Below are 20,048 nucleotides of genomic sequence, written 5' to 3'. Positions count from 1 at the left end.
CCGCGTGATTTCCCCCTGGGCTTGCGCTCCTCAGGAGGGCAGCGTACCGGCGCTCTTGTGGCGCCAGCGTTGTACGCCCCAGATCGCCGCGCCCAGTCCCAGGCCGATCAGATCGGTGACAAGACCACCGGAGATCATCGCCAGGGCGGCCGCCCCCAGCACCAGACGCTGGAGCAGATTCGCCGGGGCCGCCAGGAAGTAGCCCTGAAGCGCCGCCGCCAGCAGATAAATGCCGATGCCGGCGGTGATCGCCACCCTCAGGATCGCCCACCAGGCCCCCTGCATCAGAAGCTCGGGGCTGTAGAAGAACATGAAGGGCACGATGAACGCCGCCAGGCCGAACTTGAACGAGGTGGCCGCGGTCTTCAGCGCATTGGTGTTGGAGATCGCCGCCGCCGCGTAGCCGGCCAGCGCCACCGGTGGCGTGATCGCCGACAGCACCGCGTAATAGAACACGAAGAAGTGCGACACCAGCGGCGAGATACCGATCTGCTGAAGCCCAGGCGCCACCACCGACGCTGCCACCGCGTAGGCCGCCGTGGTCGGCATGCCCATGCCAAGCAGAATCGAGATGCACATGGCGAAAAACAGCGCCAGGAAGTGGCTGGTGTCGGCCAGCCCCAGCAGCATGGAGGCAAAACGCGCACCGACGCCGGTCAGCGAGATCACGCCGACGATGATGCCGGCACAGGCGCACACCGCGATCAAGGGCACCGACATTCGGGCCCCCAGTTCCAGCGCCCGCAGCAAGGCCTTGGGCCCCATCCAGTGCGGCGTCAACCAGGACACCACGGCGGCACTGGCCATCGCCAGGGTACCGGCGCGGATCACCGAATAGCCCATGAAAAGGGTGGTGATCAGGATGATGATCGGCAGGAACAGATAGACCCGCTTGAGCATCTCGGTGACCAGCGGCAACTGGTCCTTGGGCAGACCCTGCATGCCGTCGCGTCGGGCTTCCAGGTCCACCATCAGATAGATGGCGAGGAAGTACAGCGCCGCCGGAATCAGCGCGGCGAAGGCGATCTCGGTATAGGGGATGCCGGTGATCTCGGCCATGATAAAGGCGCCGGCGCCCATGATCGGTGGCACGATCTGGCCACCGGTGGAGGCTGCCGCTTCGATGCCGCCCGCGCTGAGCGGATGGTAGCCCACCCGCTTCATCAACGGGATGGTCAGCGAGCCGGTGGCCACCACATTGCCCGCCGAGGTGCCGTTGATCATGCCCATCAGCCCCGAGGCGAATACCGCCACCTTGGCCGGGCCACCGCGCGAACGCCCGGCCACGGCGAAGGCGAAGTTGACGAAGTAGTCCCCGACCTTGGAGGCCTGCAGAAAGGCGGCGAAGGTGATGAACAGGATGATGTAGGTGGACGACACCGCGGTGGTCGGCCCCAGCACCCCGCTGTCGGTGTACAGGTAGGTGAAGAAGCGCTTGGCCGTGTAGCCGTCATGTTCGAGGATGCCCGGCAGGTAGGGCCCGGCAAAGGCGTAGAGCAGGAAGACACTGGTGATGGCGATCAGCGCCAGACCGGCGATACGCCGGGTCAGCTCCATGATCAACAGCACCCCACTGGCCGAGACCAGCAGCTCAGGCGTGCCCACCAGCGGAGTGCCCGCCGCCATGCGCCAGCGTCCCAGTACGAAGATCAGAAAGGCCGCCACCACCAGCGCCGATACCATCAGCGCCAGATCCGGCCAGTGAATGCGATCACCACGACTGGGAAAGCACCAGCTCGATACCACCCCCGCCACGCTGGCGATCGCCAGCGCCACCGCCAGATGCAGCGGCAGCCAGTTGGTCACCGCCACACCAGGGCCTTCACTCAGCCCCCACAGGGCCAGCGCGCAGGCACCCGCGTAGCCACTGGCGAGTGCCGTGATCAGCGCAGCGAGACGTTCGAGTCCTGCTGGCCTTGAGCCCTTGCCGGCCCCGCCTTCAGGGTCCACCGACATCGCTGCGGTGATGGCGAAGCCGACCATCAGTCCACCGGCGATGTGCAGAATGCGAAAGGTCCAGGTCTCGATCGGCGCGATATTCAGCGCGTAGAGGTGCATCGCGGTAAACAGCACGCAGCCGAGCATCACTGTCCTGCCGACCAGCCCGCCGAGGACGCGCTCGTTGTGGGCACGGGGCAGCTCGTCGGCGCCATCCGCCACCACCGTCTGAAGCGGAGCCACCTCGTCGGCGGGCTCCGGTTGTCTTGTCGTTGTCATCTCGCTGTACCTCAGGTCACGAGGGCCGAGGCCCTGGCGGACCCCGGCTCACGAGCTTCAAGGGCCGACCGTCTCAGACGGCCGGCGCCATAGCACTTCAGCCTTCCAGATCGTCCGGGATGTCGTAGCCGTTCTCCTCGAACCAGCGCACGGCGCCCGGATGCCAGGGCATGAAGCTGTTCTGGGAGAAGTTTTCCGGCAGCGTCTCCTTGGCCGAGCCATGGACCTTGAGCATGCGCTCATGCTCTTCCATCACGGCCTTGGTGACCTCGTAGACCAGTCCCTCCGGCATGTCCTTGTGGGTGATGGCGAAGTTCCAGATCGACACCGCCGGTGTCGGCTCGTCCAGCGACTGATAGGCGCTGGCCGGGATCGACGAGGCGCTGAGTGCCGGGAAGTCCTCGAGGAACTGCTCACTCTCCTCCGGCGAGAACGAGAAGATGTTGACGTCGGCCTGGGCTTCCAGCTGACTGAACGCCGATACCGGAATCCCCGAGGCGAAGGCGAACGCATCGAGCAGGCCATCCTGGACCTGACCGGCCTGGTCGGCAGCGCCGCCGTTGCGGGTATCTGCCTCGATCCCGAGCTTGTCGAAGATCTGCGGGAAATACAGATCGCCGGTACCACCGGCCGGCCCGATACCGACGGTCTTGCCGTCGAGGTCATCGATGGAGTCGATGCCCGAGTCCTCGAGCGCGATCACCTGCAGCGCCGTCTGGTACATCGGGAAGACTGCGCGCACGTCGGTGTGCTCGACCCCCGGAGCCAGCTTGCTGTTGCCCTGCCAGGCCTGGTAGGCCGGTCCCATGGTGACCATGCCGAACTCGTGCTCGCCCATCTGCACCATGGTGACGTTCTGTACCGGGCCACCGGTGACCTCGGCGCCGAACGAGATGCCGGTGCGCTCACCGACCAGGTTGCCCCAGCCGCTGCCGTAGATGTAGTAGGTAGCGCCCTGGCTACCGGTGCCGATGGTGACACTCTGGGGCCAGTCACTCTGGTCGTCGGCGGCCATGCTCGGACTCGCCGCCACCGCGGCGATCACTGCACTGAAAAGAAGGGTTTGGGATTTCATGGCGTTGCTCCTTGGCGTTGTGATTGTTACTGCCAAGCCTCTCGATGGGCTCGTGGAGCGGGGAGTCTCTGCTCGAAAGCCGAGCCTCCCCGAATCCCGCGTCGGTATTTCGGCATCGATGCCATCCGACGGGGACAAGGTCATCGCCTCCTGCCCGCAGGGGGCAGGAAACGACGGGGATCTCAGACTCAGCCCTGGGCCTCGATGTCGGCGCAGATGGCCGCCGTCACGTCGCGGGTCATGGCGTCGCCGCCCAGGTCCTTGGTCTGCATGCCGGACTCGGTCAGGCGCTCGATGGCTGCCATCAGGCGCTCGGCGGCGGTGTTCTCGCCGAGGTATTCGAGCATCATCGCCGCGGTCCAGAACGAGCCCACCGGATTGGCGATCCCCTGGCCCGCGATATCGAAGGCAGAGCCATGGATCGGCTCGAACATGGAGGGGAAGCTGCGCTCGGGGTTGAGGTTGGCGGTAGGCGCAATACCCAGGCTGCCGGAAAGCGCTGCCGCAAGATCCGAGAGGATGTCGGCGTGCAGGTTGGTGGCGACCACCACATCCAGGGTCTCGGGCTTGAGCACCATGCGGGTGGTCACCGCATCGACCAGCTCACGATCGATCTCGACCTCGGGGAAGTCCTTGGCCACCTCGAAGAACACCTCGTCCCACAGCACCATGCCGTGACGCTGGGCATTGGACTTGGTCACCAGGGTCAGCTTCTTGCGCGGGCGGCTCTGGGCCATCTCGAAGGCAAAGCGATGGATCCGCTCGATGCCCTTGCGCGAGAAGATGGAAAGCTCGGTGCCGATCTCGTCGGGCAGCCCCTGGTGCACGCGCCCGCCGTTGCCGGAGTACTCACCCTCGCTGTTCTCGCGGATGATCACCCAGTCGATCTTGTCGGCGCCCTCGAGACGACTCTTCACGCCCGGCAGCACCCGAGCGGGGCGCACATTGGCGTACTGATCGAAGCCCTGGCAGATGGCCAGGCGCAGATCCCACAGCGACACATGGTCGGGCACGTCCTGGCTGCCCACGGCGCCAAAGTAGATGGCGTCGAACTTCGCGAGCTTCGCAAGGCCACCCTCGGGGATGTACTCGCCCTGTTCCAGATAGCGCTTCGAGCTCCAGTCGAAGTCCTCGAATTCGAAGTTGAAGTCGCCGCTCTTCTTGGCCAGCGCCTCGATGACCTGCTTGCCTGCCTCGATGACCTCAAGGCCGATACCGTCACCGGGAATCACCGCCACCTTATGCGTTCTCATCTGCTTTCACCTCACTGAAGATTCTGTAAACCGGAGGTCTTGCCGGGTTCACGAAGGCTAGGTGACAGGGACAATTGGCGGCAATAGACTGGCGGTTGAAGCTACCATGACGCCTGGGTTAACCATGAAATCGCTTGCCGACCTCGAATTCTTTGTCATCCTGTGTGAAGCGGGCAGCCTGTCGCGCACCGCAAAGGATCTCGACATCACCCCGGCTGCTGCCAGCAAGCGCTTGGCAAATCTGGAAAAATCCCTGGACGCCCAGCTTTTTTACCGCACCCCGAGAGCCATGAGTCTGACCCCGGACGGGGTCGTCATGTTGCGCTACGCGAAGCGCATGTTGGCCGACATGGAAGCGCTTCACCATGCACTAAAGGTGAACGCCGACGAAGCCTCGGGACAGATAAGAATCAACGCCCCCTTCGGATTCGGTCGACGTCATATTGCTCCTTTCGTCGCATCTTTCGTCGAACAATTCCCCGATATCGACTGTCAGCTTCACCTCTCGGATCACCCGCTTAATCTGGTGGCAAATGCCTTCGATATCGGTATCCGATTCGGCACCCTTCCCGACTCGGGACTGCATGCCAGAAAGATCGCCTCCCACCGACGTCTGCTTTGCGCATCACCCGAATATCTGAAGCAACACGGGCATCCCGACACCCCGGAAGCATTGAGCGAACACAACTGCATCGTGCTCAGACAGAACGACGACACCTACGGCAACTGGCGCTTCACCCGGGGAGAGCGTCACCATCAGGTCAAGGTCCGTGGCAACCTGTCGGCCAACGACGGCGAGAGCGTGCTGACCTGGGCCATTCGCGGCCACGGCATCGCCGTGCGCGCCGAGTGGGACGTGCACGAACATCTGGAGCAGGGACGCCTGGTACGGGTGCTGCCGGACTACCAGCTACCCAACGCCGACATTTACGCGGTCTACCCCTACGCCGATCACCTGCCGATCCGCATCCGCCGCTTTATCGACCACCTGGTCAGCGAGATGGAGGCCTTGCCGTCGCACGAGTAGGCAGGGGGGGACGAAGCGTCTACACCGACTGGCCGCAGGCCACGGCCGACGCCCAGGCCCACTGGAAGTTGTAGCCGCCGAGTTCGCCGGTGACATCGAGCACCTCGCCGATAAAGCGAAGCTGGGGCAGGCCCTGGACTTCGAAGGTCTTCGACGAGATGGCGTCGACGCAGACGCCGCCCATGGTCACCTCGGCGGTGCGCCAGCCTTCGGTGCCGGAGGGCTTGATGTGAAAGCGGTTGAGGAAGTCCGCCCAGGCCGCAAGGCTTGCGTTGGAGCGCTCGGCGAGAACGCCGTCATCGCCCTGCCACTCCACCAGGGACTGCGCCAGGCGCTTGGGGTAGTGCTCGGACAGCCAGGTGGACAGGCGACGCTTGGGGGTATCGCGGCGGGCCTGACACAGCGCCTCGAAGGCGTCCTTGCCGGGCATCAGGTCGATCTCGAGGTCGTCGCCGGACTGCCAGTAGCTGGAGATCTGCAGCATGGCGGGACCAGACAGCCCACGGTGGGTAAACAGCAAGGGTTCACGATACTCGCCCCCGCGACAGCGGGCGACGACGTCGGTGGACACCCCGGCAAGCGCGGCCGCCCGCTCCTTCCACTGCGAGGTCAGGGTAAAGGGCACCAGCGCCGCCCGGGTCTCGGTGACCTCCAGGCCGAACTGACGGGCGATATCGTAGCCAAAGCCGGTGGCGCCCATGCTGGGGATCGACAGCCCACCGGTGGCGACGACCACTGCACCGGCATCGATGCGCCCGGCGGAGGTGGCCAGGCGCATGCCCTCGCCCTGGCGTTCGATGCGCTCGACACTGGTCTTCAGGCGTAGCTCGACGCCGGCCCAGTCGCATTCGGTCAGCAGCACCTGAAGCAGGTCCTTGGCGGAGTCGGCGCAGAACAACTGTCCCGGCGCCTTCTCGACGTACTCGAGGCCGTGGCGTTCGACCAGCTCGACGAAGTGCTCCGGGCGATAGCGCTTGAGCGCCGAGATGCAGAAGTGGGGATTGGCGGAGAAGAAGTTGGCCGGGGTCGTCGCCATATTGGTGAAATTGCAGCGCCCGCCGCCGGACATCAGGATCTTCTTGCCCGGCTTGTTGGCGTGATCGATCACCAGCACCGAGCGTCCGGCGTAGCCCGCCGTCAGCGCACACATCAGACCGGCGGCTCCGGCACCAATCACTACCACGTCAACCTTCATGGACCACTCCCCTCACCGCCCGTTGTTCGCATCACGCCCTGGCGCCCTCGTCGGCCGCGCCTCACTCTTGGCTGGTCGCCATGTGCAAGCGCGTTGCCGAAACCCTTGGCGCAACAAAAGCCCGCCATACTAGCAGAGCCGTCCACTCGATTCGCCCTGAAACACCGTGGCATGCAACGGCCTGTTGTTACTCGGCGAACGACTTGCGAAAAGATTGTGCAACCCGCACCTTGCTCAAGCCAGCGAGGCCATGTCTCAGGCATGCTGTCGCTATCCTCGGACACTTGTGTACGACCATCGTATCCGATCGTTTACGCTGTGCGTCGGCCACGCCTCGAGCGCCGTCCACCGTAGAATGCCCAACGCAGGAAGCTTGCCATGCCGTCAGTTCGTTGCCCCAGGACCCTATCGCATCGCACGTCGAGACCAGGGAGGATGGGGGTTCGCCTGGCCCTGGCTCTGGTATTGGCCCCGGTGCTGGCGGGTGTGGTGTCGCCCAGCCTGGCGCAGCAGCGCGGTGCCGGCACCCAGGGGCCTCCCCCCACCCCGGTGATCGCCGCCGAGGTGACCCAGGAGGCCTGGTCCGATCCGCTGGAGTCGCTGGGGACGCTGTCGGCCAACGAGAGCGTGACCCTGTCGGCCACGGTGACCGACACCGTCTCGGCGCTCAACTTCGAGGGCGGCGAAGAGGTCAGCCAAGGCGATGTGCTGGTGGAGCTGTCCGACATCGAGGAACGCGCCGCCCTGCGCGAGGCCCAGGCACTGCGCACCGAGCGACAGAACGCGGTCAATCGCTTCGCCCAACTCGAAAGCCGCAATCTGGCGCCCCGCGCCGACGTCGAGGACAGTCGTGCCCAGCTTCAGCAGGTGGACGCGACCATCGCCGGGCTCGAGGCGATGCTCGAGAACTACAGGGTCAAGGCGCCCTTCGACGGCGTGGTCGGGGTGCGTGACATCAGCGTCGGCACCCTGGTCACTCCAGGCACCGAGCTGACCACCCTGGACGACGTCTCCCACATGAAGCTCGACTTCGACGTGCCCGAGGTCCAGCTCGGTTCGCTGTCACGGGGGCTCACGCTTACCGCCACCACCGCGGCCTACCCGGACCGGGTGTTCGAGGGAGAGATCGCCACCATCGACTCGCGCATCGACCCGATCAGCCGCAGCATCTCGGTGCGTGCCCTGCTCGACAACGAAGAAAGGCTGCTGCGTCCCGGCATGCTGATGCGGGTGACCATCGCCAGAAGCCCGCGTCAGGCGCTGGTGATTCCCGAATCCGCGCTGGTCCCGGAAGGCCAGCGCCAGCGGGTCTGGGTACTGACCACGCGTGAGCCGACGTCGACCGAGGCCGGTGAGGTGGTTCGCCGGGATATCGAGGTGGGCTCGCGGCGCGAAGGCGACGTGGAAGTCGTCAAGGGACTCGAGGCCGGCGAGCTAGTGGTCACCCACGGCAATGACCGCCTGCATGAAGCCTCCCGGATCACGCTGATCGGCATCGAGGACGACACCACCAGCGTCAGTGACATCCTGCTCGAGCAGCGCCAGGGAGACGACACCTGATGCGCCTGTCCGACGTTTCCGTCCAGCGCCCGGTGCTGGCCACCGTGCTCGCCGCCCTGATCGTCGCCTTCGGCCTGCTGGCGCTGACCCGTCTGCCGCTGCAGGAATACCCGACCATCGATCCGCCCATCGTCAGCATCCGCACCGCTTACCCCGGGGCGTCCGCCGACGTGGTCGAGACCCGTATCACCCAGGTACTCGAAGAGCGCATCGCCGGCATCGCCGGCATCGAGGTGATCTCCTCCACCTCCACCGACGGCAGCTCCAATATCAACGTCGAGTTCAGCCTGTCCACCGACATCGACGCCGCCGCCAATGACATGCGCGACCGAATTTCCGGTGCCGCCGACAATCTGCCGGACGAGGCCGACCCACCGGAGGTGCGCAAGGAGGACACCAGCTCCGAGGTGGTGATGTGGCTGATGCTGTCCGGCGAGGGCTATACCACGGCGGAGCTGACCGACTACGCCGAGCGCTACCTGGTGGACAGCTTCTCGGTGCAGGAAGGCGTTTCCGGGGTGTTCGTCGGCGGCGCCAAGGAATACGCCATGCGGGTGTGGCTCGACAATGACGCCCTGGCCGCCCGCGGCCTGACCGTCAGCGACGTGGAGTCCGCACTCAGGGCTGAAAACGTCGAGTTGCCCGGCGGCGCGGTGGAGTCACAGGATCGTCAGTTCATGGTGCGCCTGCCACGAAGCTTCTCGACCCCGGAGGACTTCCGCGCCCTGGTGCTCGATCGCGGCGAAGGCGGCTATCTGGTGCGGCTGGCCGACGTGGCCCGGGTGGAACTCGGCACCGTGGAGGAGCGCTCGCTGTTTCGCGGCAACGGCCAGACGGTGGTGGGCCTTGGCATGGTCAAGCAGTCCACCGCCAACGTCATGGCGCTGTCCAAGGCGGTGCGCGCCGAAATGCAACGGCTGTCCCCTCGCCTGCCGGACGGCATGAGCCTGTCACTCAACTACGACGCCTCCACCTTCGTGTCCGGCGCCATCCGCGAGGTGGTCAGCACCCTGCTCATCGCCATCGGTCTGGTGGTGGTGGCGATCTTCGTGTTCCTCGGTAACCTGCGCACCACCCTGGTGCCGGCGGTCACCGTACCGGTCACCCTGATCGGCACCTTCGCCGCCCTGGCGGCCATGGGCTTCACCATCAACCTGCTGACCCTGCTGGCACTGGTGCTGGCCATCGGCCTGGTGGTGGACGACGCCATCGTGGTGCTGGAGAACATCCATCGACGCATGCACCTGTACGGCGAGACACCGCTGGTGGCTGCCTTCCGCGGCGCCCGCCAGCTGGCCTTCGCGGTCATCGCCACCAGCCTTGTGCTGATCGCGGTGTTTGTGCCCCTGAGCTTTATCCAGGGCGACGTCGGCAAGCTGTTCACCGAGTTTGCCCTGACCCTGTCGGCGGCGGTGGCCATCTCCACCCTGCTGGCGCTGACCCTGACCCCGATGATGGCCTCCAAGATCCTGTCGCCGAGTCTTCACGAGGGACGCCTGGCCCACTGGGTCGACGAAGGGCTGAACTGGGCCCAGGGCGTCTACCGGGCTTGCCTGGAGGTCGTGCTCAAGGCGCGCTGGCTGGTGGTAGCCTGCTTTGTGGCGATGCTGGCCGGGATCGCCTGGCTGTATCCTCAACTGCCGGCCGAGTACACCCCGCGGGAAGACCGCGGCACCTTCTTCGTCATCATCAGCGGCCCGCCCGGCGCCACCTTCTCCTATATGGAGGACTACATGGACGAGGTCGAGGCACGGCTGCTGCCCCTGCGCGAGACCGGCGAGGTCGAACGGGTGCTGATCATCGCTCCCCAGGGGCGCGGCAACACCGAGAACTTCAACTCCGGTTTCGCCATCGTCGGCCTGTCGGACTGGGCCGAGCGTCGACCCGCCTGGCCGATCATGAACGAGGTGCGCCAGTCACTGGCCGACCTGCCCGGCATCCGCGCCTTCCCGGTGATGCGCCAGGGCTTCGGCGGCGGCACCGAACAGGGCGTGCAGTTCGTGCTTGGCGGGGGCAGCTACGAGCAGCTGGTGACCTGGCGCGACGCCCTGATGGACCATATTCGCCAGACCAATCCGAGACTGTTGAACCTCGAGAGCGACTACGAGGAAAACCAGCCCCAGCTCAACGTCAATATCGACTACACCCGCGCCGCGGATCTCGGCGTCACCGTCAGCGAGATCGGCCGCACCCTGGAGACACTGCTGGGTGGCCGCACCGTGACCCGCTTCACCGACCAGGGCGAAGAATACGACGTCATCCTCGAAGGCGAGCGCGGCTCCACCCCCACGCCGAGTTCCCTGGACAACGTGCGGGTGCGCTCGGACCGCACCGGTGAGCTGATCCCGCTGTCGAGCCTGGTCACCGTCGAGGCCTTCGCCGGGCCCAGCCAGCTCAACCGCTACAACCGCCTGCGCGCGATCACCCTGCAGGCCGATCTGGCCGACGGCTACTCCATGGGCGAAGCGCTGGACTACCTCGAGAACGCCGTCAGTGAGGTGCTGCCGGCGGGCGTGCAGACCGACGTCAAGGGCGCGGCCCGGGACTATCGCGAGTCCACCGGCGCCACTACCTTCCTGCTGGTACTCGGCACCCTGGTGGTCTTCCTGGTGCTGGCGGCCCAGTTCGAGAGCTTCGTCCATCCGCTGGTGATCATGCTGACGGTGCCCCTGGCCATCGGCGGCGCCCTGCTGGGCCTGTGGCTGACCGGTCAGTCGCTGAATATCTATAGCCAGGTGGGCCTGGTCATGCTGGTGGGGCTCGCCGCCAAGAACGGCATTCTGATCGTCGAGTTCGCCAACCAGCTCAGGGACGAAGGCACCGAGTTCCGCGAGGCGCTGATGCGTGCAGCCATGACCCGCCTGCGTCCCATCGTGATGACCTCGGTCACCACCATCGCCGGCAGCGTGCCCTTGATCCTGTCCAGCGGCGCCGGCGCCGAGACGCGCATCGTCATCGGCACCGTGATCTTCACCGGCGTCGCCGCCGCCACCTTCTTTACGCTGTTCGTGGTACCGGTGGCCTACGATCTGATGGCACGGCGCACCGGCTCGCCCGGCGACGTGGCGCGCAAGCTGGAGCGAGAGATGGAACAGTCGCCGGACGCCCACTGAACCGTTGTCCTGAAAACCAGCGTTCTAAAAACCTGCGTTCTCCAGGCAGTCGGCCAGGGTCTCCAGCGCCGGGACACCCTGGACGTCGGTGGCGAGCCAGGGCACCCGCGGACGCGGCAGGTGGGCGAAGGTCGCATCGATACGCGCAAGGTAGGTCTCTTCCTGCACGCGACGGGCGGCAAGAAAGCCGCCGTCCGCCTCTACCGGCAGTACGCGGTTGACCAGGGTGGCGGCAACGGGAATCCCCGCCTCTTCCAGTGACGCCACGGCACGGGCGGTCTCGAGGATCGGCAGGCGCTCCGGCGTCAGCACGAACAGGAAGCCATTGTGGCTTGCGTCCTGGATGCGCCGGCGGGCCTGGTGAAACAGCCGTCGTCGCGCCAGCAGGGTCTCGGCGATATCCCGGGTGCGCGGGTCCTGATCCCGGGACGCTGCCTCGTCTTCCGACTCGAACGGCGAGGTCACGTCGCGCCGAGAGCCAGGCGTCAGATGGGCCAGCACCTTGCCCAGATGCTCGGACTTGCGGCTATGGGCGAGCAAGCCGTCGGTCCAGGCGGCCATGGCCTCGGGCAGGCTCAACAAGCGCAGCGTATGACCGGTGGGCGCGGTGTCGAACAGCACCAGATCGTAGGGCAGGCTGTCATCGGTCATCAGTCGCGACAGCCGCTCCAGCAGCGCCGCCTCCTGGGTTCCCGGCGACTGCCGCGACAGGCGCATCTGACGTTCCAGCTCGTCCATCATGGCCGGCGCCGCATAGCGCCGCATCTGGGCGGTCACCCGCGCCAGATGCGCCTCGACCTCGCGATCAGGATCGATCTCCATGGCGTCCAGGCCGGGCAATAGCCGCCGCTGGGTATCCCCGAGTTCGCTGGCAAAGACGTCGCCCAGGCTATGGGCGGGGTCGGTGGAGGCCACCAGCACGCGCTTGCCTCGGCGTGCCGCCAGCACGCCCAGCGCCGCCGACATCGAGGTCTTGCCGACGCCGCCCTTGCCGCCGACCCACAGTCGGCGACGATCCAGCAGTTCCTTCATGGTCTTCCCTTGTCCATTCTGGTCCCTTGTAGGCCCTGGTCCAGCACTCCCGTCGTGCGCAAGATGGTCCGGCGCATGATGTGCTGGCAGGTAACAGTCCGGCGCCCCCGGTTCAGCAGCAGCGCAAGTCATCCAGCGGTGAGCGCTCCATGCCCATGCGCTGGTGCCAGTCATGGAACCGTTCCATCAACAGTGGCTGAAGCTCCAGGGTGTAGTAGCCCACCGGATTGGGCATGCCCATCAGCTCCGAGAACACCAGCAGCATGAACAGGTCGTCCTCGTCGCGCCGGGCGCGGGCGATGGCGCCGCGGTACGGCGCCGAGTAGGACTCCTCGGCGAAGTGGCGCGCCGACGATAGCCAGCGACGCCACTTGGCCAGACCCTCGTCGTGATCGCTCACGGCGCCTCCCCGCGCACTTCATGACGCAGCCGCTTGAGCGCCGAGGCGCACTCCATCGCCACCAGCACCGAGGCGATCAGCACCACGATATCGAGCGCCAGCAGGAAGTAATTGCCTGCGACGAAGAAGCTCTTGAGCTGGGCCAGCAGCGCCAGCACAGTGACGATCAGCAGGAACACCAGAGGAATCAGGGTGTAATAGACCGGGCGATGGTTGCGCATCAGCATCACCGTGACCACCAGCAGGGTCAGGCCGGCCAGCAGCTGGTTGGTGGTACCGAACAGCGGCCAGATGATCAGGCCACCGGAACCGTCTGCCCCGGCACCGAAGGCCAGCACCAGGCACGACAGCACCGCCAGCAGGGTCGCCACCGCCGGCTTCTTCATCCACGGCTGGTCGTAGATCTCACCCCACTCCTGGAAGATGTAGCGCTGCAGGCGCAGGCCGGTATCCATGGTGGTGCCGGCGAACAGTGCCGCCATCACCGTGAGCAGGGTCGCGGCGGTGGCCTGGGGCAGGCCGATGCCGTTGTGGATGATGAAGGCACCGCCCTCGACGAAGGCGTTGACCCCACCCTTGCCGAAGGCGTCGTACATGGCCTGCCAGTCGCCGAGGGCGGCGAAGCCAGCGGTGGCCGCCAGGATCGACCCCAGCGCCAGCATGCCCTCGCCCACCGCGCCGAAGTAGCCGACGAAGCGCACGTCGGTCTCGCGATCCAGCTGCTTGGAGGTGGTGCCGGAAGACACCAGACCATGGAAACCGGAAATCGCGCCGCAGGCGATGGTCACGAACAACAGCGGGAACAGCGACGGCGTGCCCTCGGGTACATCGCTGTTGAAGCCAGGCGCCACGATGTCCGGGTTCAACAGCGCCAGGGCGCCATAGAGGATGATCAGGCCGATGAACAGCTGCAGGCCGTTGATGTAGTCGCGCGGCTGCAGCAGCATCCACACCGGCAGCAGCGAGGCGATGGCGGCATAGCCGAACAGCAGGAGGATCCACACCGCCTGACCGGACAGCACGCCGACCTCGGTGGGCATCTGGATCGGCACCGCCGGCCCGATGCCGATCAGGGCGTAGAGCGCCACCACACCGATCACCGATACCAGGCCAAGGCCGATGATCCGGCGATAGATCAACTGACCGATGACCAGCGCCACCAGGATGGCGCCCCACACCGGGATGACCGCCGAGGGGAACTTCATCATCAGGCCGGCGATGACCACGGCAAAGACCGCGTTGACCATCAGCAGCAGCAGGAAGATCACGATCATGAAGATGCTGCGGGCACGGGTGCCGACCACTTCCCCGGTGAGCGCGCCCACCGACTTGGCCTTGTTGCGCACGCTGGCCCAGATCGCGCCGGCGTCATGGACCCCGGCGAAGAAGATGGTGCCGAAGATGACCCACAGGAAGGCCGGTACCCAGCCCCAGATGACCGCGATGGCCGGGCCGACGATGGGTGCCGCTCCAGCCACCGAGGTGAAGTGGTGGCCCCACAGCACGTAGCGGTTGGTCGGCACGAAGTCGACGCCATCTTCGAACTCGTGGGCGGGGGTGACGAAGTCCCTGGACAGCTTCAACACCTTCTCGGCGATGAACTTCGAGTAGATGAAGTACCCGAGGGCCATGGCGGCCAACCCCAGGACCAACACGATGACTGCACTCATGAGCGACTCCCTTGCGGCAGGTTATTGGTAACGGCCTTGCGTCGAGGGTCCCTTCCTGAAAGCACAGCACCCGTAGCCACCAGGCACTCCTCGACGTCCTACCCCCTGCTTAACAGCTTTGTTTTTATTGAAAAAACAGCATCCTGGATATCCGCCAGAACGTGGACCGAGATCAATTGTCGTTGCTGGACCTGGCGCTGCTGGATCTGGCGTTGCTGGACCTGGCCTGGGGTTCGCCCGGCCCAGGCCAGAAGAAGGGATTGTGGGCCACCTCCCAGAGGTGCCCGTCTGGGTCGGCAAAGTAGCCGGAATAGCCGCCCCAGAAGGCCTTCTGCCCAGGCTTGAGCAAATTGCCGCCCGCTCGCCGGGCCTGGAGCAGTACCGCGTCCACTTCTTCGGGGTCCTCGGCCATGTAGGCCAGGGTGACGCCGCGAAAGCCCTCGCCTCCGGCGTTGACCATCAGGTCATCGGCCAGGTCGTGCCAGCCGTACAAGGCAAGCCAGGTCCCCTGCAGGGAGAAAAAAGCGATCCTGGGGGCGCTGTCCTCCAGACGCGGCCAGCCAAGTCCCTGTTGATAGAAGTCGATGGCCCGTTCGAGCGAGTGGACACCGAGGGTGATCATTCCGATACGCGGCTTGGGCGCGCGGGGTTCGACCTTTGCCATCTGGCCCTCCTGACGCTTTGGCGTACGACAGCTATTGCTGAGAGCCTAGACGGGAAAACTCTGATGCTGGAGATACAAAAAACCCGCCGTGTCGAAACGACACAGCGGGTATCAAGGTGGTTAAGCTTTTTCGTCGGCGGCGTAGGCGATCGTCAGGTGTCGCGATCCTGTGGGTCTGAGGCACGCGCGCACTGACCGGGGTCTAGTCTAGCCTGGCTAGAATTGACCTGGCCTCGCCTCGCACCCGCCGTCGACAATCGCAGGCACCTTTCAGACAAGCCTCAGGCTTTCTTCGGAAGGTCGGCGAGCACCGGCACTTTTCGCGCAAGCCTTCCGCTTTATCCTTGGCCTTCGACAACCAGCTTATAGTCCAGGGTCGGATTCAGCGGACAGGAGTAGACGTATTCACCGGGTTCCAGGCTGACGGCGAAATCCCCGGTCTGACCGGTGCCGAGGCCACCGCCGGACACGCTGGGTAGCCGAGCGCGGTTGAGCAGGCCGTCGCCACGCAGCCAGAAACCAAGGTTATAGGGCACGCCCTCGTTCTTGACCCGGAACACATAGTCTCCGGCGGGCACTTTCAGCACCCTGGCCTCTGCCAGCCGCGCCTCACCGGTGTCGTCGTTGAAGGCCTCGCAGTCAGCCTTGCTCTGCGGGTGAATGCCGTGATCGGTGCCGTTCTCGCTTTCCAGGAACTGACAGCCGACCTGGGTCAACTCGATGACGGTTGCCTGACCGGAGGACGTGTTGGCGGCCTGGGACTGCTGTGAATGGGCCGGCGCAATCCAACCGAGCGCCCCCACCAGGCCGAAGGCCAGGGCCCAGCTCGCCCATCCCACCGTCTGGCCTTTATTTCCATCCGCTTGCATGTTCGCCACCCTCCTTTGCATGATGATGCCTGGTCTGGTCATGGCGCCGACATTGCTGCGTTCACACCTGCTTCTATCGCTACGTTCGAGGCAAGGTCGGGGCCTACCTGTCGTTGTCGCCAGCAGGACGTCAGGCCTTACGACCACATATCAGGACTGCAAAGCATTGGCGTCGAACACAGCAGATCGACCGCCATGGATGCCACAGCGACTATGCTGAGAAAATCCCGTCACGCTGCATCGCGACGTGAGTCCCGCCGTCCCCGACAAGGAGATTCAAGATGCTCGAGCAGATTCCCCACCCGGCCGAACACGTGGTCGCTATCCGCGCCGGCGGTACCGTGACCGCGCAGGAACTCCAGCAAGCCATCGATCTGATCGAAATGACCAAGAAGCGCTGCCCCAAGGTCAGCCTGGTGGCGGAACTCGATAACCTGCGATGGATGACCCTGACCGCGCTGCTACGTGACCTGGGCTATGGACTGACCCAGATCGGCGAGCTTGACCACTACCATCGCGCCGCGGTGATCACCGACAAGGAGTGGATCAAGCACATCGCCCATCTCGAGGACAAGCTGGTCAGGAAGATCGAGATCCGCACCTTCTCCCACAAGGAGCACAGCGCGGCCATGGAGTGGGTGGCCGAACTGCCCGAAGCAGCCACCGATGACGCCGATGAAGAGCCCGAGCAAAAGGGCTACCACGGGGCCTGACGCACATCAGGCGCGAGCGGCTCAGTCGGATGCCTTGTCGCCGGTCTCGACGCCTGCCCCGACACCCGTATCGGCGGCTGTCGTGGCACCCGCCGTGCCACCTTCCCTGCGGCGCAGCAGGTGGGGGCCGAGCTGGTCGATGGCGGTTACCCCGAGCAGCGCCATGTTGCGCTCGATCTCCTCGCTCATCAGACGAATGGCGTGGGCGACCCCCGCCCCTCCGGCGACGCTCGCCGCATAGTTGAAGGGCCGGCCGACGAACACGAAGTCGGCCCCCAGCGCCAGCGCCTTGAGCACCTGGCCGCCGCGGCGAAAGCCGCCATCGATCATCACCGGAACCTTGCCCTCCACCGCCTTCACCACCTCGGGCAGCATGGTCATAGGCGCCACCGTAGCGTCGAGCTGGCGACCGCCGTGGTTGGACACGATCAGACCGTCGGCGCCCGCCTCGCAGGCCCGGCGTGCGTCGTCGGGATGCAGGATCCCCTTGACCACCAGCTGGCCGGGAAAGCGCGAGCGCACGTGCTCGAGGGTCGACCAGTCAAGATGACGCCGGCCGGCGAAGTCGCGGGCGGCGTGCTTCGCCAGCACCGGCACCCCTCGCGTCGCCGCGTTGTTCTCGAAGTGGGGAACGCCATGACGCAGCAGGGTGCGCAGGAAGGTGCCGGTCAGCCAGCGCGGACGTGTCAGTCCATCCCAGGCCAGTCGCGCGCTCGGCTTCAAGGGGCTCGAAAAGCCCGAGCGACGATGGTTTTCCGGGTTGGGCGGCACCGGGTAGTCGACGGTGATGACCAGACGCTTGTAGCCGGCCTGGATGACCCGCTCAAGCAGGGCGTCGATGCCCTCCAGGGTGCCCGGCAGGTAGGCCTGAAACCAGTCCGCGCCGGTGGTCTCGGCGAGTTCCTCCATGGGTATCAACGAGGAGGCGCTGACGATCATCGGGATCTCGGCACGTTGGGCCTGTTCGGCCAGCACCATGTCGCCCCGGTAGGCGGTCAGCGCGCTGATGCCCATGGGGGCGATACCGAAGGGCTGCGAAAACCGCTGCCCCAGCAGCTCTACCTCGGTGGAAATCGACGACACGTTGACCAGCGCCCTGGGCAGCCAGTGCACCTCATTGAAGGCCTCACGACCGGCCCTTGCCGTCTCCCCCTCCTCGGCCACGCTGGCGACATAGCCAAACAACGGCCGCGGCAGATGGCGGCGCGCCGCCCGCTCGAAGTCGTCAAGACTCAGGATGCGCTCGAGACGTCGCTTCATGATGCCCTCCCCGCTCGCCAGGACGCCTGGTTGACGGCATTGACCGGACCCTCGCCGACCAGCGCGCCGATCAGGTTGTCCACCGCGCGCCGCGCCATGGCCGCACGGGTCTCGTGGGTGGCCGAACCGATATGCGGCAGCACCACCACGTTGTCCATGCGCGCGAGCGGCGAGTCGGCGTCCAGCGGCTCCTGGGTGAAGACGTCGAGCCCGGCGGCGCGGAGGGTGCCCTGTTCCAGCGCCTCGATCAGCGCCTTCTCGTCGACGACCTTGCCCCGGGCGATGTTGATCAGCGCGGCGGAGGGCTTCATCCGGGCAAGGGCATCGGCGTCGATCAGGTGATGGGTGTCATCGCTGTAGGGCACCGCCAGACAGACGATGTCGGCACGCGCGAGCAGCTCGTCCAGGGTGCAGTGTTCAGCGCCGAGGCTTTGCTCGAGCTCAGGCTTCGGCGCCCGGGCGGTGTACAGCACCGACATGCCGAAGCCCAGGGCGCCGCGCCTGGCGATCGCCGCGCCGATGCGCCCGGCGCCGACGATGCCCAGTGTCTTGCCGTGCACGTCGTGACCAAACTGGTCGGGCCCGACATGAGACGTCCAGCGCCCTTCCCGCACCATGCAGGACAGCTCCACCAGCCGCCGCTGGGTCGCCATGATCAGGGCAAAGGCGGTGTCTGCGGTGGTCTCGGTAAGCACGTCCGGGGTATTGCACAGCAGGATGCCCCGACGATTCATCGCCTCGAGCGGCAGTTGGTCGTAGCCGACAGAGATGGTCGACACCACCTCGAGATTGGGCGAGCGCTCGAGCATCGCCTCATCGAGTTCGAGCTTGCCGCCGATCAGACCGTGGGCGCTGGCCATCGCTGCCTCGAAGGCCTCGCGATTGCCCTCGTTCAGATCCTCGAAATAGTCCACCTGGCCCACCTCGTTCAAGGCCGCGAGTTCATCCTCGCCCAGCCGCCTCAGGGCGACGATACGAGGCGCCTTACCACGATCGCGGGCAGCGGGTGCTTTATCCATGTTGTTCCTCCTTGAGTCCCGGCATGGCGAAGTCTCGCTCTTCCAGCGCCGCGATCAGCTCCTGGCGGCGCCCTGACGCCAGTTCAATCAAGGGCGGGCGTAGCGTCGCCCAGGACGCCTGTCCCGAAAAATGTGCGGTAGCCGCCTTCATCGCCGGTATCAGCGGATAGCGCTCGAACAGATCGCGCATGGCGTTCAACCCTGCCTGGCGTTCATCGGCCTCGGCTGTCTGCCAGTCAGCGGCGAGCCCGGCGATGGCCGCCGGATTGACGTTGGCGGTGGCACTGATGCAGCCCGCTCCCCCGCCGCGCAGCGTATCCAGCAGAAAACGCTCGCTGCCGGCGTACACCGCAAAGCCGTCGGCGCCGAAGGCGTCGATCAGTGCCTGGGTGTTGGCGAAGTCGCCACCGCTGTCCTTGATCCCCGCGACCATCTCGGGGAAGGCCTCGCGCAGACGTGCGATCAGCTCGATCGACAGCGGCACCTGGGCCACCGGCGGAATATGGTAGAGATACAGCCGCAGGCGCGCATCGCCTACCCGCTCGATGACCTCGGAATAGTAGCGATAGAGGCCCTCGTCGCTGACGCCCTTGTAGTAGAACGGCGGCAGCATCAGCACTCCGGCCGCGCCCATGTCTACCGCGTCGCGGGTCAGCGCGACCGTATCGTCGATGGCGCAGTGGCCGGTGCCCGGCATCAGCCGGGAGGGATCGATGCCCGCCTGTCCCAGCTGTGAGAGCAATTCGCGCTTCTCGCCAAGGGTCAGCGAGTTGGCCTCGGAGTTGGTGCCGAACACCGCGAGTCCGACCCCGTGGGAATCGAGCCAGCGGCAGTGGGCAATGAAGCGTTCGGTATCGACGGCGAGATCCGACGTGAAGGGGGTGATCACCGGCGACCAGGCGTCGCCGGCATGGGCCAGGTTGGTGGCTGTCATGATGCGATTTCCTTAAATGGGGTGGAGCGCCGCCCGACCAGCGGCCG

The 20,048-nt window shown here is 65.7% G+C and carries 16 protein-coding genes; 4 read left to right on the top strand and 12 right to left on the bottom strand.

What is annotated here, in order from left to right; all coding sequences use genetic code 11:
* Positions 1-30 precede the first annotated feature (30 nt).
* The 3 genes from NKF27_RS07185 to NKF27_RS07175 form a co-directional block, all read right to left on the bottom strand.
* The gene (locus tag NKF27_RS07185; protein ID WP_253556428.1) at positions 31-2,085 is read right to left on the bottom strand and encodes a TRAP transporter fused permease subunit; all 2,055 of its coding nucleotides are present in this window, start codon (positions 2,083-2,085) and stop codon (positions 31-33) included.
* A 229-nt stretch (positions 2,086-2,314) separates the two neighbouring features.
* A complete protein-coding gene (locus NKF27_RS07180) occupies positions 2,315-3,292 on the bottom strand; it encodes a TAXI family TRAP transporter solute-binding subunit (protein WP_045993315.1) in 978 nt (325 codons plus the stop codon).
* A 188-nt stretch (positions 3,293-3,480) separates the two neighbouring features.
* Positions 3,481-4,545 carry a tartrate dehydrogenase gene (locus tag NKF27_RS07175; protein ID WP_045993316.1) on the bottom strand — a complete coding sequence of 355 codons (1,065 nt, stop codon included), beginning with the start codon at positions 4,543-4,545 and terminating at the stop codon, positions 3,481-3,483.
* 124 nt (positions 4,546-4,669) lie between these two features.
* Between NKF27_RS07175 and NKF27_RS07170 the strand changes: the two genes are divergently transcribed.
* Positions 4,670-5,572, top strand: coding sequence for a LysR family transcriptional regulator (locus NKF27_RS07170; RefSeq protein WP_253555891.1), 903 nt, complete (start codon positions 4,670-4,672; stop codon positions 5,570-5,572).
* A gap of 19 nt (positions 5,573-5,591) precedes the next feature.
* Here the strand turns inward: NKF27_RS07170 and NKF27_RS07165 are convergent, their stop codons facing one another.
* Positions 5,592-6,767 (bottom strand): NAD(P)/FAD-dependent oxidoreductase, encoded by a 1,176-nt coding sequence (locus tag NKF27_RS07165; RefSeq protein WP_253555889.1) that lies wholly within the window; start codon positions 6,765-6,767, stop codon positions 5,592-5,594.
* A 435-nt stretch (positions 6,768-7,202) separates the two neighbouring features.
* Here NKF27_RS07165 and NKF27_RS07160 point away from each other — a divergent pair, with 435 nt between their 5' ends.
* Both NKF27_RS07160 and NKF27_RS07155 read left to right on the top strand, forming a co-directional pair.
* On the top strand, positions 7,203-8,327 hold the full coding sequence (locus NKF27_RS07160) for an efflux RND transporter periplasmic adaptor subunit (protein WP_253555887.1): 1,125 nt from the start codon (positions 7,203-7,205) through the stop codon (positions 8,325-8,327).
* A complete protein-coding gene (locus NKF27_RS07155; protein WP_222569267.1) occupies positions 8,327-11,440 on the top strand; it encodes an efflux RND transporter permease subunit in 3,114 nt (1,037 codons plus the stop codon). Before NKF27_RS07160 ends, NKF27_RS07155 begins: the two co-directional genes overlap by 1 nt.
* A 24-nt stretch (positions 11,441-11,464) precedes the next feature.
* Here the strand turns inward: NKF27_RS07155 and NKF27_RS07150 are convergent, their stop codons facing one another.
* The 5 genes from NKF27_RS07150 to NKF27_RS07130 all read right to left on the bottom strand — a co-directional run bounded on the left by NKF27_RS07150 (position 11,465) and on the right by NKF27_RS07130 (position 16,075).
* Positions 11,465-12,472 (bottom strand): ArsA family ATPase, encoded by a 1,008-nt coding sequence (locus NKF27_RS07150; RefSeq protein WP_253555885.1) that lies wholly within the window; start codon positions 12,470-12,472, stop codon positions 11,465-11,467.
* A 112-nt stretch (positions 12,473-12,584) separates the two neighbouring features.
* Positions 12,585-12,851, bottom strand: a complete 267-nt coding sequence (locus tag NKF27_RS07145; protein ID WP_253556426.1) for a cory-CC-star protein — start codon at positions 12,849-12,851, stop codon at positions 12,585-12,587.
* Positions 12,852-12,868: 17 nt separating this feature from the next.
* Positions 12,869-14,542, bottom strand: coding sequence for a carbon starvation protein A (locus NKF27_RS07140; protein WP_253555884.1), 1,674 nt, complete (start codon positions 14,540-14,542; stop codon positions 12,869-12,871).
* Positions 14,543-14,714: 172 nt separating this feature from the next.
* Complete coding sequence (locus NKF27_RS07135; RefSeq protein WP_253555883.1) at positions 14,715-15,206, bottom strand: VOC family protein; 492 nt, start codon at positions 15,204-15,206, stop codon at positions 14,715-14,717.
* A 338-nt stretch (positions 15,207-15,544) separates the two neighbouring features.
* Entirely contained in the window at positions 15,545-16,075 is a 531-nt protein-coding gene (locus NKF27_RS07130; protein ID WP_253555882.1) for a hypothetical protein, read from the bottom strand.
* Between the two features lie 281 nt (positions 16,076-16,356).
* On the opposite strand from NKF27_RS07130, the gene NKF27_RS07125 reads away from it, so the two are divergent.
* Complete coding sequence (locus NKF27_RS07125; protein ID WP_045993324.1) at positions 16,357-16,788, top strand: STAS/SEC14 domain-containing protein; 432 nt, start codon at positions 16,357-16,359, stop codon at positions 16,786-16,788.
* Between the two features lie 21 nt (positions 16,789-16,809).
* Here NKF27_RS07125 and NKF27_RS07120 read toward each other — a convergent pair whose 3' ends face one another.
* From NKF27_RS07120 to NKF27_RS07110, 3 genes are read right to left on the bottom strand one after another with little or no spacing between them, the layout of a single operon-like run.
* On the bottom strand, positions 16,810-18,048 hold the full coding sequence (locus tag NKF27_RS07120; protein WP_253555881.1) for an alpha-hydroxy acid oxidase: 1,239 nt from the start codon (positions 18,046-18,048) through the stop codon (positions 16,810-16,812).
* Positions 18,045-19,067 (bottom strand): D-glycerate dehydrogenase, encoded by a 1,023-nt coding sequence (locus tag NKF27_RS07115; RefSeq protein ID WP_253555880.1) that lies wholly within the window; start codon positions 19,065-19,067, stop codon positions 18,045-18,047. Before NKF27_RS07115 ends, NKF27_RS07120 begins: the two co-directional genes overlap by 4 nt.
* Complete coding sequence (locus tag NKF27_RS07110) at positions 19,060-20,001, bottom strand: dihydrodipicolinate synthase family protein (protein ID WP_253555879.1); 942 nt, start codon at positions 19,999-20,001, stop codon at positions 19,060-19,062. Before NKF27_RS07110 ends, NKF27_RS07115 begins: the two co-directional genes overlap by 8 nt.
* Positions 20,002-20,048: the final 47 nt, after the last annotated feature.

The organism is Halomonas sp. DN3, from assembly GCF_024137905.1.
GTDB lineage: Bacteria > Pseudomonadota > Gammaproteobacteria > Pseudomonadales > Halomonadaceae > Halomonas > Halomonas litopenaei.
This window is presented reverse-complemented; position numbering and strand designations above follow the sequence as displayed.

Coding starts and splice junctions, on each gene's coding strand:
- NKF27_RS07185 (WP_253556428.1), bottom strand. CDS start 2,085: ATGCTCGGCTGCGTGCTGTTTACCGCGATGCACCTCTACGCGCTGAAT.
- NKF27_RS07180 (WP_045993315.1), bottom strand. CDS start 3,292: ATGAAATCCCAAACCCTTCTTTTCAGTGCAGTGATCGCCGCGGTGGCG.
- NKF27_RS07175 (WP_045993316.1), bottom strand. CDS start 4,545: ATGAGAACGCATAAGGTGGCGGTGATTCCCGGTGACGGTATCGGCCTT.
- NKF27_RS07170 (WP_253555891.1), top strand. CDS start 4,670: ATGAAATCGCTTGCCGACCTCGAATTCTTTGTCATCCTGTGTGAAGCG.
- NKF27_RS07165 (WP_253555889.1), bottom strand. CDS start 6,767: ATGAAGGTTGACGTGGTAGTGATTGGTGCCGGAGCCGCCGGTCTGATG.
- NKF27_RS07160 (WP_253555887.1), top strand. CDS start 7,203: ATGGGGGTTCGCCTGGCCCTGGCTCTGGTATTGGCCCCGGTGCTGGCG.
- NKF27_RS07155 (WP_222569267.1), top strand. CDS start 8,327: ATGCGCCTGTCCGACGTTTCCGTCCAGCGCCCGGTGCTGGCCACCGTG.
- NKF27_RS07150 (WP_253555885.1), bottom strand. CDS start 12,472: ATGAAGGAACTGCTGGATCGTCGCCGACTGTGGGTCGGCGGCAAGGGC.
- NKF27_RS07140 (WP_253555884.1), bottom strand. CDS start 14,542: ATGAGTGCAGTCATCGTGTTGGTCCTGGGGTTGGCCGCCATGGCCCTC.
- NKF27_RS07135 (WP_253555883.1), bottom strand. CDS start 15,206: ATGGCAAAGGTCGAACCCCGCGCGCCCAAGCCGCGTATCGGAATGATC.
- NKF27_RS07130 (WP_253555882.1), bottom strand. CDS start 16,075: ATGCAAGCGGATGGAAATAAAGGCCAGACGGTGGGATGGGCGAGCTGG.
- NKF27_RS07125 (WP_045993324.1), top strand. CDS start 16,357: ATGCTCGAGCAGATTCCCCACCCGGCCGAACACGTGGTCGCTATCCGC.
- NKF27_RS07120 (WP_253555881.1), bottom strand. CDS start 18,048: ATGAAGCGACGTCTCGAGCGCATCCTGAGTCTTGACGACTTCGAGCGG.
- NKF27_RS07115 (WP_253555880.1), bottom strand. CDS start 19,067: ATGGATAAAGCACCCGCTGCCCGCGATCGTGGTAAGGCGCCTCGTATC.
- NKF27_RS07110 (WP_253555879.1), bottom strand. CDS start 20,001: ATGACAGCCACCAACCTGGCCCATGCCGGCGACGCCTGGTCGCCGGTG.